This is a genomic window from Gilvimarinus polysaccharolyticus, from assembly GCF_001187555.1.
GTDB classification, from domain to species: domain Bacteria; phylum Pseudomonadota; class Gammaproteobacteria; order Pseudomonadales; family Cellvibrionaceae; genus Gilvimarinus; species Gilvimarinus polysaccharolyticus.
Map to the genome: position 1 here is coordinate 135,334 of NZ_LFIJ01000002.1, position 12,853 is coordinate 148,186.

General features: G+C 53.5%; 11 protein-coding genes. 10 read left to right on the top strand and 1 reads right to left on the bottom strand.

Annotated features, from left to right (window positions below; translation table 11 throughout):
• The first annotated feature begins 239 nt into the window (after positions 1 to 239).
• The 5 genes from ubiE (at position 240) to GILYN3_RS09215 (ending at position 5,473) form a co-directional block, all read left to right on the top strand.
• Positions 240 to 989, top strand: coding sequence for a bifunctional demethylmenaquinone methyltransferase/2-methoxy-6-polyprenyl-1,4-benzoquinol methylase UbiE (ubiE, locus tag GILYN3_RS09195; protein ID WP_049722704.1), 750 nt, complete (start codon positions 240 to 242; stop codon positions 987 to 989).
• The gene (locus GILYN3_RS09200) at positions 989 to 1,615 is read left to right on the top strand and encodes a ubiquinone biosynthesis accessory factor UbiJ (RefSeq protein ID WP_049722705.1); all 627 of its coding nucleotides are present in this window, start codon (positions 989 to 991) and stop codon (positions 1,613 to 1,615) included. Before ubiE ends, GILYN3_RS09200 begins: the two co-directional genes overlap by 1 nt.
• Entirely contained in the window at positions 1,615 to 3,264 is a 1,650-nt protein-coding gene (gene ubiB, locus GILYN3_RS09205) for a ubiquinone biosynthesis regulatory protein kinase UbiB (protein ID WP_049722706.1), read from the top strand. The genes GILYN3_RS09200 and ubiB overlap by 1 nt, the downstream gene beginning before the upstream one ends.
• Before the next feature lie 85 nt (positions 3,265 to 3,349).
• Positions 3,350 to 5,050 (top strand): S41 family peptidase, encoded by a 1,701-nt coding sequence (locus tag GILYN3_RS09210; RefSeq protein WP_084005322.1) that lies wholly within the window; start codon positions 3,350 to 3,352, stop codon positions 5,048 to 5,050.
• Between the two features lie 12 nt (positions 5,051 to 5,062).
• Complete coding sequence (locus tag GILYN3_RS09215; RefSeq protein WP_049722707.1) at positions 5,063 to 5,473, top strand: hypothetical protein; 411 nt, start codon at positions 5,063 to 5,065, stop codon at positions 5,471 to 5,473.
• 58 nt (positions 5,474 to 5,531) lie between these two features.
• Here GILYN3_RS09215 and serB read toward each other — a convergent pair whose 3' ends face one another.
• A complete protein-coding gene (serB, locus tag GILYN3_RS09220; RefSeq protein WP_049722708.1) occupies positions 5,532 to 6,749 on the bottom strand; it encodes a phosphoserine phosphatase SerB in 1,218 nt (405 codons plus the stop codon).
• A 101-nt stretch (positions 6,750 to 6,850) separates the two neighbouring features.
• On the opposite strand from serB, the gene GILYN3_RS09225 reads away from it, so the two are divergent.
• The 5 genes from GILYN3_RS09225 to GILYN3_RS09245 all read left to right on the top strand — a co-directional run bounded on the left by GILYN3_RS09225 (position 6,851) and on the right by GILYN3_RS09245 (position 12,841).
• A complete protein-coding gene (locus GILYN3_RS09225) occupies positions 6,851 to 7,984 on the top strand; it encodes a hypothetical protein (RefSeq protein WP_049722709.1) in 1,134 nt (377 codons plus the stop codon).
• Between the two features lie 105 nt (positions 7,985 to 8,089).
• Positions 8,090 to 9,805, top strand: coding sequence for a GNAT family N-acyltransferase (locus tag GILYN3_RS09230; protein WP_049722710.1), 1,716 nt, complete (start codon positions 8,090 to 8,092; stop codon positions 9,803 to 9,805).
• A gap of 119 nt (positions 9,806 to 9,924) precedes the next feature.
• The gene (gene mpl, locus GILYN3_RS09235; protein WP_049722711.1) at positions 9,925 to 11,286 is read left to right on the top strand and encodes a UDP-N-acetylmuramate:L-alanyl-gamma-D-glutamyl-meso-diaminopimelate ligase; all 1,362 of its coding nucleotides are present in this window, start codon (positions 9,925 to 9,927) and stop codon (positions 11,284 to 11,286) included.
• 41 nt (positions 11,287 to 11,327) lie between these two features.
• Positions 11,328 to 11,933 carry a flavin prenyltransferase UbiX gene (locus tag GILYN3_RS09240; RefSeq protein WP_269745933.1) on the top strand — a complete coding sequence of 202 codons (606 nt, stop codon included), beginning with the start codon at positions 11,328 to 11,330 and terminating at the stop codon, positions 11,931 to 11,933.
• On the top strand, positions 11,933 to 12,841 hold the full coding sequence (locus GILYN3_RS09245; RefSeq protein ID WP_049722712.1) for a hydroxymethylglutaryl-CoA lyase: 909 nt from the start codon (positions 11,933 to 11,935) through the stop codon (positions 12,839 to 12,841). The genes GILYN3_RS09240 and GILYN3_RS09245 overlap by 1 nt, the downstream gene beginning before the upstream one ends.
• Positions 12,842 to 12,853 lie beyond the last annotated feature (12 nt).

Here is a 12,853-nt window from a genome sequence, read left to right on the forward strand (position 1 = left end):
GACTCCGCCTGCTCAGGCGTGGCAACTTTACCCTTACTTGCAGTCGTAAACACGATACTGATACCTTAGCGTCGCCAAAAGCAAGCCACCTGTTGATACCGCCAGCATATCCGCCCGCTTGCCGCATTGGCCGTATTGCATGCCGCCATCTGTCAGCCATCTATAGCGCCTACTTGTCGCGTCCCAGAGCCGGCTCGGTTACAATGACGACCCGAAAACCGGCGATAGCAAGGTGTGCCATGAGCGAGAAAAAAACCACCCACTTCGGCTTTGAGCAAGTCGAGACCGACAAAAAAGCCGAGCGCGTCGCCGATGTATTTCACTCGGTCGCCGGCAAGTACGATCTAATGAACGACTTAATGTCGGGGGGCGTACACCGATTATGGAAACGCTACACCATCGAGAAATCCGCCGTTCGCGCCGGCCACAAAGTATTAGATATTGCCGGTGGCACGGGCGATTTGTCTTACCAGTTCTCCCGTAAAGTCGGCCCCGATGGGCTGGTAGTGTTAGCCGACATCAACGCCTCGATGCTCAATGTCGGCCGCGACCGTCTGCTCGATCGCGGCGCTGCTGGCAACCTAACGTTTGCACAAGCCGACGCTCAGTACTTGCCCTTTCCCGACAACACCTTTGACTGCATCACCATTGCTTTTGGCTTGCGCAATGTCACCGATAAAGACATGGCGCTGGAGGCGATGCTACGAGTGCTTAAGCCCGGTGGCCGCCTGCTCATTTTAGAATTTTCCAAGCCCGGCAACCCGCTGCTCGAAAAAGCCTACGACACTTACTCGTTCAAGTTGCTGCCATTAATGGGCAAACTGATCACCAACGATTCTGACAGCTACCGTTATTTGGCCGAGTCGATCCGCATGCACCCCGACCAAAAAACCTTGCAGGGCATGATGGACAGTGCCGGCTTTGTCATGACTGAGTTTCAAAACATGACCGGCGGTATTGTCGCACTGCATATGGGCGTTAAACCTTAATGAGCAACCCCAGCGCCATTACCGCCCTGTTTATTGTGCTAGAAAAAGCCGTAACTACCGCGCTGCGGTACGATCCAGGCACCCAAGCGCAACTGGCCAAACTGGCAGGTCAAACACTACTGATTGACTGTAGCCGGCCTGCGCAAAAAATGTATATTCAGTTTGGCGCCGCCGATATTACATTAGCTGGCCACTACGAGGACGACGTATCGGCCACATTAAGTGGCAGTGGCGCCGATATCGCCAAACTGCTGTTTGGCGACCAACACAGTCTGTACGGCAGCGGCGTTAGTATTAGCGGTAATGCCGGCGTACTAGCGCAGCTGCAAGGGCTTGCCGGACAGCTGGATATCGACTGGGAAATGGCACTGGCCGATCTTATTGGCACCTTGCCGGCCCACACCTTAGCCAACTCATTACGCACCGCCAGCGGTTGGGGCCGCGAGCGCGCCCAAGGTGCCGAGCGCTTAGTTCGCGAGTACTTAGCCGAGGAATCCTCCGCTGTTTTAGGCCGCTCCGAGTTTGCATTGTTTGTCGACGATATCGACAACACCCGTTTGGCGCTAGACCGACTTGGCGCCCGCATTGCCCGCCTCCGAGCGCGCCAAGATCACAAGGATCACTGATGTTTGCTCTGCTTCGCCTGTGCCGGATAATATTTACCTTTGCCCGCTACCGGCTCGACTTATTGCTGCCGCGCCACAGTTTGCCGTGGTGGCTTAGGCTGCTGCTTAGCCCGCTGCATTTAATACCGGTGGGTAAACTTAGTCGCGGCGATCGGCTGCGTTTAGCCTGCGAGCAATTGGGCCCAATTTTTGTCAAATTCGGCCAACTGTTATCCACTCGCCCCGACCTTATTCCCGCCGATATCGTCGAAGCTTTAAGCGGCCTGCAAGACAATGTCCCACCGTTTGCCAAAGAAACTTTTTGCGCACTGGTGGAAAAATCATTGGGCGATAGCGTCGACGCTATTTTTGCTCAGTTTGACCGCGAGCCGTTGGCCTCGGCATCCGTGGCACAAGTACACGCCGCCGTGCTGCACGACGGCCGCGAGGTAGTGGTAAAAGTGGTGCGCCCCGGCATCGAGCGCGTTATTAGCCAAGACACCCGCCTGCTACACCTATTAGCCCAAGCGCTTGAACACTACAGCGCCGACGGTAAACGTCTGCGCCCGGTAGAGATCGTCGATGATTACCGCACCACTATTTTTGACGAGCTAGACCTACAGCGTGAAGCCGCCAACGCCTCGCAGTTACGGCGCAACTTTTTACACTCACCGCTGCTGTATATTCCCGAAATCATGTGGGATTACACCCGCAACAACGTATTGGTAATGGAGCGTATATCAGGTATTCCAGTCACTCAGCTAGAGGCACTGAATGCGCAAAAGACCGATATGAAAAAGCTGGCCGAGCGCGGTGTCGAGATCTTTTTTACCCAAGTATTTGAGCACAACTTTTTTCATGCCGATATGCATCCGGGCAATATTTTTGTCTCGCGCGAACACCCCGAGCAACCCCAATACATCGCTGTCGATATGGCTATTGTCGGCTCGCTGACACGGGCCGATCAGTACTATTTAGCGCGCAATATGCTGGCGATGTTTCGCCGCGACTACCGCCAAGTTGCCGAACTACATGTACAAAGCGGCTGGGTGCCCGAGCACACCCGCATAGAAGAGTTAGAGGCCGCCGTACGCACCGTATGCGAGCCTATTTTTGAAAGGCCGCTCAAAGACATCTCGTTTGGTCACGTCCTGCTTAGCCTGTTTCGTACCGCCCAGCGTTTTAATATGGAGGTGCAGCCACAACTGGTATTACTGCAAAAAACCTTACTTAATATTGAAGGGCTAGGCCGCCAACTCTATCCAGAGTTAGACCTATGGAGCACCGCCCACCCATTTTTAGAGCGCTGGTTAAAGAATCGGTTTGCCCCTCGCACGCTGTGGGGCGAGCTTAAACGCTATGCCCCCGAGTGGCTGGAAAAGTTTCCCGAGGTGCCCCACTTAATGTTTAACGGCCTGCAACAAGTACAGAATATCGGCCAGTGGAGCCGCGAGCTGGCATTGACGCGCGAGCAACTCGCTCGCCAAGAAAAAACTCAACAACGGCGTCGCTATGGCCATATAGCCGCGCTGCTTAGTCTAGTCAGCGCAGGGGTTTTCGCTTTTGGGGCAAACAATCCTGCGTTGCAAAACTTTGACCCATCACAACTTCCGCTGGTCGTTTGGGTGTTGTTAGCAACGGCAGGTATCGCCATAATAGCGGGACGTTAAGCAATACAGAGCCCATTAAGCGGGCCTAACCTGCTCATGCCACGCATGAACAGACACCCATTAAGTACAAGGATAAGTGCATATTATGGCCTTTAATACTTGGCAATATTTGACCCAGCGCCAAAGCGCTATACCCGCGGCGCTAATTGCCGTTAGTCTACTAACACTCACCGCATGCGGTGGTGGCGGCGGTGGTGGCCCCGATCCCAAGTTCTCCCAATCAAGCTCAAGCTCGGTTGCCAGCGTTAGTAGCAGTTCGTCCATCAGCTCTAGCAGTTCATCAATTAGTTCGAGTAGCTCATCAAGCAGCGTCGAGTTAACTTGGACCAAAGGCGTTTATGGCCCTGTGAGTAACTATTGGGACAAGTGTGAAAACCCGCGCACTGGCATCGCCCCCTATAACGACTTACCTTATCCTGACCAAGCCGGTAGCAGCACCGAAGAAAACTTCTTTTTACGCTCGCTAACCCACTACACCTACCTGTGGTACGACGAGGTCGAAGACCTAAACCCCGCGCTTTACAGCACCGCCAACTATTTTCAGTTAATGAAAACCACAGCCACCACGCCCACCGGCAACGACAAAGATCAGTTTCACTGGAGCACCCCCACAGACGAATATCGCCAGCGTACACAAGCTGGGGTCGAGGCAGGCTACGGTGCCGTTTGGGCGCTGCTAAAAGCGACATCTCCACGCGAGGCGGTAGTCTCTTATGTACAACCCAACTCACCCGCCGCTCTGGTAGGCCTGAGTCGCGGTGCACGCGTGTTAGAAATCGACGGTGTTGATTTTGTTAATGATAATACTCAAGCCGGTATTGATACGCTCAACGCCGGATTGTTTCCATCCGGTTTAAATCAAAGCCACACCTTTAAAGTACGCGACTTGAACGCCAATACCAGTCGCACGATCGAGTTAACATCCACAGAAATCACCATTGCCCCGACCCACACAGTAAAAACAATTAATACCGGAACGGGAAACGTAGGTTACATCTTGTTTAACTCCCACATCGCCACCGCCGAAGCCGCATTAATTAATGCCATCGAGCAATTTCGCGATGATAGTGTCAGCGACTTAGTGTTAGATTTACGCTACAACGGCGGCGGCTACCTAGATATCGCCAACGAGCTGGCCTACATGATTGCCGGCAGCAACACCGCCAACAAAACCTTCAATCGCATGGAGTTTAACGATCAGCACCCAAACTTTGATCCTTTTACCGGCGACCCTCTCGAGCCTTTGGCTTTTCACAACACCACACCAGGTTTTTTTGGCCCTGCCGGTAAGGCACTACCTGCACTAAATTTAAATCGTCTTTATGTTTTAACCGGACCCAACACCTGCTCCGCCTCCGAGGCTATCATTAACGGGCTTACAGGTATTGATGTTGAGGTTGTGCAAATTGGCGCCGCCACCTGTGGCAAGCCTTACGGGGCTTACGTACTGGATAACTGCGGAAGTAGTTACTTTACGGTTCAATTTAAATCGGCCAACGCTAAAGGTTACGGCGAGTACAGCGACGGGTTTTTCCCCGGAGCCGCCAATAGCAGTAATCCGGCCGAATTGCCCGGTTGCGTCGTTAGCGATGATTACAACCACCTGCTGGGCGACGTAGCCGAGGCCCGTCTAGCCGCTGCACTGCACTACCGAACAACCGGTAGCTGCCCAGCCGCAAGCTCAAACAAAGGCCAAGCAAGGCTGCAAAAAGCGCGCACGGTTGGCACCGATGACGGGGTGATTTTTCAACCGCCAGGACTCGGCGATATGATTTTGCGCCGCTAAGAGAATATAAGTATGACATTAACGATTAGCTTCAACTCAATCGCCCGTATTTGCGCTGGGCTACTATTAACCAGCGCACTCGGCGCCTGTCAAAGCACAGCAATGCCGGAACCCGTACCGGCATTGCTGGTTGCGCCAAACGAGGCGACACAAACGCAACTAACAAGCATCATCAGTGCCGCTCTTAACACCAAAGTAACACTATCGGCCCAAGCCTTAACCAATGATCCAGTGCTAATGATCGACACTAGCCGCCGACCACGCAGCCTAAGCTCGGCCGGCGCGCAGGACTCATGGCTCGGCCGACCCGATCACTTTGAGCTGTATCTAACAAAAGGTAAGTGCCTGCTAAAACATCGCCAAAGTGAGCAAGAGTGGTTTATGCCAGAGGCCACTTGCAAAGCGGTAAGCGGTAAGCGGTAAGCGGTAAGCGGTAAGCGGTAAATGTTACCTGCCACCGCTTACCGTTTAATTATTATGGCTACAAGATTTGATCGCGCTCGCGAAATCCCATCAAATAAAGAATTGCATCTAACCCTAACGTCGATATGGATTGCTCGGCCGAGGCCTTCACTAAAGGCTTCGCCCTAAAGGCAATACCCAAACCGGCTGCGCCCAACATGGGTAAATCGTTAGCGCCATCGCCTACCGCGATGGTTTGCTCGGTGGTAATGCCTTCGCGCTCGGCCAACATTGTTAACAGCTCGGCTTTGCGCTCGCCGTTGACCACCTGACCTTTTACCTCGCCGGTGACTTTGCCATCAACAATATCCAAGGTGTTAGCATAAACGTAATCAATACCCAGCTTATTTTGCAGGTACTCGCCAAAGTACTGAAACCCGCCCGATAGTATCGCCGTTTTATAACCCAACTTTTTTAAGCTGCTAATCAGTTTTTCGGCGCCTTCGGTAATACGTAAATTAGCAGCAATACCGGCTAACACACTCTCATCTAAACCTTTAAGCAGTGCCATACGGCGCGCAAAGCTCTCGTTAAAATCTAGCTCGCCACGCATAGCAAGCTCGGTAATCTCAGCCACTTGCTCACCCACTCCGGCGGCTTTAGCTAACTCGTCGATCACTTCGGCTTCAATCAGGGTTGAGTCCATATCAAAGCACACTAAGCGACGGTTGCGGCGATACACCGTATCGCGCTGAAAGGCGATATCTATTTCGTGGCGAGTGGATAGCTCCATAAAGTCAGCGCGCAGGGCCTCGCGGTCGGCCGGTTCACCGCGCACCGAGAACTCGACACAGGCGCTCGCACGAGTATCAATGCTGGCAAGTCCAATGCGTCCCGACAGGCGATTGATATTATCGATATTCAAACCGTGCTGAACGGTAACCTCGGTCAAGTCGGCAATTTGGTGAGCAGTCACCTCGCGCGCCAACAGCGTGACGATATAGCGAGCCTTACCCTGTTGCGCAACCCAGTGCTCGTAGTTGTCATTGCTAATGCTGGTAAAGCGCACATCAATGCCAAGTTTAACCGTGGCACCTTGCAGCTCGGTCAGCAGCGCAGGCTCAGCAATGCGATCGGTATCAATCGCCACCAACAGCCCTAAAGCTAGGTTATCGTGGATAACCGCCTGACCAATATCTAGGATAGCCGCATCGTAGCGACCCAATACCTGAGTTATCACAGAGGTGACGCCCGGCCGGTCAGCACCGGCGGCGTTAATCAAAAGGATTTGTTTCACGTTACCAGATCACATCTCAAAAGCGCTATTATAGCGTTTATAGTCGGCCCGATACTAATTGCGCTAAAATGCCGCGACAAACTTTACTCACCGGATTCTTCATGTCTTTACACCAACACCTAAAACAGCACCCAGAGCTTGGGCTTTGCACTATTATCATGCTGTTGTTGGGCGTGCTGGGGGCGGCATTGGTGCTGCATTTTGCCGGGTTACAGCAGGCCGCGTACACCGAGCAATACGGCCAAGCGCTGGCCGACCGTGGCGCCGCACAGGCGGTAGAGCCCGCACTGGCACAAGATATGATCAGCCTACAGGTTATTGTGCAATCGCTAGCCGAGCAGCCCGCCGTGCTGCGCGCCAACATTCACGATGTAGAAAACCGCTTATTAGTCGAGAGCGGCACCAGCACAGCTCCGCGCGGCTACCAACAACCACATTTTAACGCCCCCATCACTCTTGATACTCACTTTGTCGGACACCTAACCATTACCCTGCAAGAGCCACCGGTAATATCGCAGTACCGTTTATTTTTATGGCTTTGGGCCGCTGCCGTACTAACAGCTATTATCGCGCTTTGGCTGCTATACGCACTCTGGCTGCGCCACACCGGCCAACAGCCCCGCTTCACAGCGGCGCTTAGCGCCGAGCAAGAAGTCGCGCCAGCACAGACAACAAACCCCGACACACCACAACACGCGGTTGTTATTGAATTGGTGTTTCTTAACTTGCAAACCTTGCAGCAACAGCTGTCGCACACCGGTTTTCAAGAGCGGCTGCAATGCTTTGACCACAACCTTAGCGGCATACTTGCACTCTACACCGGTCGCAAACAGCCCCTGCGCGGCCATCGTATGCAGCTACAAGTCACCGGCGACACCTTAGCCGATGCCAGCTTTTACGCACTGTGCATTTGCCAGCTGGCACTTAGGCTTAGCTTAAACGGGCCAAGCCCACCGTTAAAACTGGCTGCCAACGTGCTTTCCACACTGGACGAGGACGCTCCAAATTCGCTGCTGGCCAGCTACCAGCAGCCACTCCAAATGCCACCCGAGCACCAAACTCCCGCCGTCTGGGTCGATCCCGCACTGCAATGCGAGCAACTGGCCGAGCACGTGCAAATCAGCAGCGATAACCAGTTAGAACACATTAAGCCGCCATACGAGTCACTACTGCAACGCCAAGAGCAACAGCTAACTCAGCTCGCGCAAGCACGCGCCGTCACCTCAACGTCATAAAAGCATCACACATCTGTCACGCTTTGCTCCTAGCGTAAGCCCATACCGCCACAAGCCCTGCTGGCTTGTGTTATCCGGTGCGGCTTATTGCTATGGGCGAGAACTATGCTAAATATCGAACAATCTGTAACCGAGAAATTCCCCCGCTTTGCCAACAGCGGCCCGGTCATTCGCGGCACAACGCTATCATTACTGCGCAAGCTCACCCACGAGCAAGAGATCAACCAATTTCTACACAACCACAGCGGCCTGCGCGGCATCGACTTTATTGACCAGATGTTTGAATACTTTAACTTTAACTACAACGTCAGCAGCCGCGACCGCAATAACATCCCAGCGCAAGGCCGTGTCGTTATTGTTGCCAACCACCCCATAGGCTCGCTAGACGGCTTGGCACTGCTGCGTATGGTCAGCGAAGTGCGCAAAGATGTGCGGATTGTGGCCAACGATATGCTGATGGCCTTTAAACCGCTACACAACGTTTTTTTACCGCTCGACAATATGACCCGCAGCGCCTACCGGAAAAGCTATAAAGACATCTTAGGCGCCCTCAATAACGACGAAGCAGTGATTATTTTCCCGGCCGGCGAAGTCTCACGCGCCAGCCCCAAAGGCATTCGCGATGGCGCATGGCACGCAGGCTTTTTACATTTTGCGCGCAAAACATCCGCCCCCGTCTTGCCCATTTTTATCGAGGCGAAAAATTCACTCTTGTTTTACAGCGCCTCAATGCTCTACAAACCTTTTGGCACCGCACTGCTTGCCCATGAGATGTTTAAAAAACACTCGAGCGAGATTCGGTTTCGGGTGGGCGAGGCGATCCCACACACCGAGCTACGCAACGATAAACTCGCCGACAAAGCATTGATTCAGCGCTTAAAAAAGCACCTGTACAAACTGCGAAAAAAAAATAAACCACAATTTATTACCGAGCGCACCATTGCCCACCCAGAAGATCGCGCGGCACTGAAAGCCGAGCTGGCAAGCGCTACAAAAATCGGGGTTACGGCAGATAACAACAACATATTTTTGTGTGACTATCACACCCACCCCACCGTATTGCGCGAGATCGGGCGTCTGCGTGAGCTAACATTTAGGTTAGTCGGTGAAGGCACCGGTAGCCGGCGCGATTTAGATAAATACGACCAGCACTACCGGCACTTAGTACTCTGGGACGAACACCGCTTGTGCATTGCGGGGGCCTATCGCATTGGTGACTGCGCGCGCATTTTGCGCGAGCACGGAGCCTCCGGACTATACACTAACGAGCTATTTGATTATCAGCCCACCATAAATATACACCTGCAACAGGCCGTAGAGCTGGGCCGCAGCTTTGTTCACCCCGATTACTGGGGCAAAGCCAGCTTAGATTATTTATGGCAGGGCCTCGGGGCCTACTTACAACACGACCCCAGTATTCGCTATGTATTGGGGCCGGTGAGCATGAGCGCCAACTACCCCAAAGCGCTGCGAGACTTGTGCGTCTACTTTTACCAACATTACTATCAGGCGGCGCCCGCGCTAGCCATTGCACACCATCCCCATATTATCGACGCGGCTACCCACACCGAGCTCGAGCACGCCTTTAGTGGCCTTGAGGTTGCCGATGGATTTCGGCATTTACAGCAGTGCTTTAGCGCAGCCGGCTACAAAGTGCCCACACTGTACAAGCAGTATGCCGCCCTATACGAGCCCGGTGGCTACCAACTGCTATCGTTTAGTATCGACTCAGATTTTGGCAACTGCCTAGACGGTTTGTTTATGGGCGACTTAACCCAGATGAAAGCGGCCAAAAAGAAACGCTACCTAGAAACCAGCTAAGCTTATCGCTCGGGCCAAAGTGGCGCTGTTGTGCCGCTTAGCCACTGAGCCTAGCTCCCACTTTTGCCGCGCAATCGCTCGTGTTAAGCTCGCAGCACTATTGCGGGGCACATTCTTCTATGCACATACATATTCTTGGCATTTGCGGCACATTTATGGGCAGCTTGGCGCAGCTGGCCAAAGCCCTTGGACACCGAGTAACCGGCTCAGACCAAAACGTGTATCCGCCCATGAGCAACCAACTGGAGGCGGCAGGTATCGAGCTGGTGCAAGGTTACGATGCCGCGCAACTAACGCCCGCGCCCGATCTAGTCATTATTGGCAACGCCTTAAGCCGCGGTAACCCAGCGGTAGAGGCGGTGCTAAACCAAGGTTTACCCTACACTTCGGGGCCCCAGTGGCTGCGCGAGCATGTACTGCCCGGTAAGTGGGTATTAGCGGTAGCCGGCACCCACGGAAAAACCACCACCGCCAGCTTACTCGCCTGGATTTTAGAGTACGCCGGTATGGCACCGGGGTTTTTAATTGGCGGCGTAACGCAAAACTTTCCGCAATCGGCACGCTTGGGCGACACACCCTTTTTTGTAATCGAAGCCGATGAATATGACAGCGCCTTTTTTGACAAACGCTCTAAGTTTGTCCACTACCAACCGCGTACACTGGTATTAAACAATCTAGAGTTTGATCACGCCGATATTTTTGCCTCGCTGGCCGACATTCAAAAACAATTTCACCACTTGCTGCGCACCGTACCCAGTGAAGGCTGTGTGATTTACCCCGCGCAAGAGGCGGCCTTAACATCGGTGATACAACAAGGCCTGTGGAGCGAAGCACAAACCTTTGGCCCCGAGGGCCGCTGGCAAAGTAAAAACCTCAAAGCCGATGGCTCACAGTTTGTCCTTTATGACGGTGACACCCAAGTGGCCGAGGTACACTGGTCTATGAGTGGCCAGCACAACGTTAGCAACGCCATTGGCGCGATGCTTGCCGCCCGCCACGTAGGCGTTACACCCGAGATTAGCGCCCAAGCACTGGCCGAATTTAAAGGCGTAAAACGCCGGCTCGAATGCATTGCCGATATTCACAGCGTTAAAGTCTACGACGATTTTGCTCATCACCCGACCGCCATTCACACCACCCTTAAAGGTTTACGCGCACAAGTCGGCGACGATAAAATTATTGCCATTATCGAGCCGCGCTCTAACACCATGCGCTTGGGTACGCACAAAAAATCGTTAGCCCCCGCCTGTGTCCATGCCGATGATGTACTGTGGTATCAACCACCGCACACCGATTGGGATATGCAAGAGGTGGTTAACAGCTCGCCTATACCCGCTAAGCTGTACCACTCGCTCGACTCACTGATTCACGACACCTTGGCACTGGCCGAGGCCAATACCCACATCGTGATTATGAGCAACGGCAGCTTTGACGGCTTGCACCAAAAGCTGGTGCAACAACTGACAAAACACGCGATGTAATCTCAGCCCTATACATTATCTAAACGACAGGAGTTGCTACTGTGCCACGCACCATTACCCTCGCCATGACCGGCGCCTCGGGCGCGCAATACGGCCTGCGTTTATTGCAATGTTTATTGGCCGCCGACTGCCGAGTGTACTTATTGTTATCCAGTGCTGCCGAGGTCGTGATTCGTACCGAAACGAATTTAGACCTACCCGCAAACCTCGAACAACAACAATTGTTTTTAAGCCAACGTTACAGCGCCGATGACGAACAGTTAATATTATTTGGCCGCGACGACTGGTTCTCGCCCGTTGCGTCTGGCTCCAGCTCGCCGACATCCATGGTTATTTGCCCCGCCAGTGGCGGCACCTTATCCAGCATTGCCAGTGGCGCCAGCAATAACCTTATCGAGCGCGCCGCCGACGTCGCCCTTAAAGAGCGCCGGCAATTAATCGTGGTGCCACGCGAGACGCCTTACTCGGCTATTCACTTAGAAAACATGCTTAAAATCACCCAGTTAGGCGCCATGGTGCTGCCCGCCAGCCCCGGTTTTTATATGCAGCCCGATCGGGTAGAAGATCTAGTCGATTTTGTAGTCGCACGAATTTTAGACCAGCTGGGGTTAGAGCAAGACCTAATGCCACGCTGGGGCGAAGACTAATGCCGTTAACTCAACGGGTCAGTATCGTAGAGGTGGGGCCCCGCGACGGCCTGCAAAATGAACCCGCAACCATCGCCCTAGAAGACAAAATTGCCTTAATTAACGCTTTGGCCACCGCTGGCGTACAGCGCATCGAGGCCGGCGCATTTGTCAATCCCAACTGGGTGCCGCAAATGGCCGACAGTGCCGAGGTGTTTGCTGGCATCAGCCGCCTGCCAGGGGTTACCTACAGCGCTCTTACGCCAAACATTAAAGGCTTTGATCGGGCACTTGCCGCTGGGGCCGATGAAGTCGCGATTTTTGCCGCCGCCTCAGAAGCGTTTAGCCAAAAAAATCTCAACTGCGACATTAACACCAGCTTAGAGCGCTTTGCCGAAGTGGCCGCCGCCGCACACGCGCAAAATATACCCGTGCGCGGCTATATTTCTTGCGTCTTAGGCTGCCCCTATTCGGGTAAAGTTGCGCCGCAAACTTGTCTAGCCATTGCCCACGAGCTACTTGCCATGGGCTGCTATGAGATTTCGTTAGGCGACACGATTGGCGCAGGCACGGCCGCCGATACTCAGCACCTGTTAAATTGTTTGCTCACCGAAATTCCCGCCGACAAACTCGCCGTGCATATGCATGACACTTACGGTCAGGCACTCAGCAATATTTTTGCCGCACTGCAAATGGGCATTACTGTTATCGACAGCTCAGTGGCCGGCTTAGGCGGCTGCCCTTACGCACAAGGCGCTACCGGCAACGTTGCCACCGAAGACGTCATTTATTTACTCGATGGCCTAGGCATCAGCCACGGTATTAACCTGCATCAGCTGATGGCCGCAGGCCAGCGCATTTGCGATAAACTAGGCAAACGCAACAACAGCAAAGTGACGTTAGCTCACAACGCTCGTACCTCAACCTAAAAAACGTTAACC

Coding starts and splice junctions, on each gene's coding strand:
- ubiE (WP_049722704.1), top strand. CDS start 240: ATGAGCGAGAAAAAAACCACCCACTTCGGCTTTGAGCAAGTCGAGACC.
- GILYN3_RS09200 (WP_049722705.1), top strand. CDS start 989: ATGAGCAACCCCAGCGCCATTACCGCCCTGTTTATTGTGCTAGAAAAA.
- ubiB (WP_049722706.1), top strand. CDS start 1,615: ATGTTTGCTCTGCTTCGCCTGTGCCGGATAATATTTACCTTTGCCCGC.
- GILYN3_RS09210 (WP_084005322.1), top strand. CDS start 3,350: ATGGCCTTTAATACTTGGCAATATTTGACCCAGCGCCAAAGCGCTATA.
- GILYN3_RS09215 (WP_049722707.1), top strand. CDS start 5,063: ATGACATTAACGATTAGCTTCAACTCAATCGCCCGTATTTGCGCTGGG.
- GILYN3_RS09225 (WP_049722709.1), top strand. CDS start 6,851: ATGTCTTTACACCAACACCTAAAACAGCACCCAGAGCTTGGGCTTTGC.
- GILYN3_RS09230 (WP_049722710.1), top strand. CDS start 8,090: ATGCTAAATATCGAACAATCTGTAACCGAGAAATTCCCCCGCTTTGCC.
- mpl (WP_049722711.1), top strand. CDS start 9,925: ATGCACATACATATTCTTGGCATTTGCGGCACATTTATGGGCAGCTTG.
- GILYN3_RS09245 (WP_049722712.1), top strand. CDS start 11,933: ATGCCGTTAACTCAACGGGTCAGTATCGTAGAGGTGGGGCCCCGCGAC.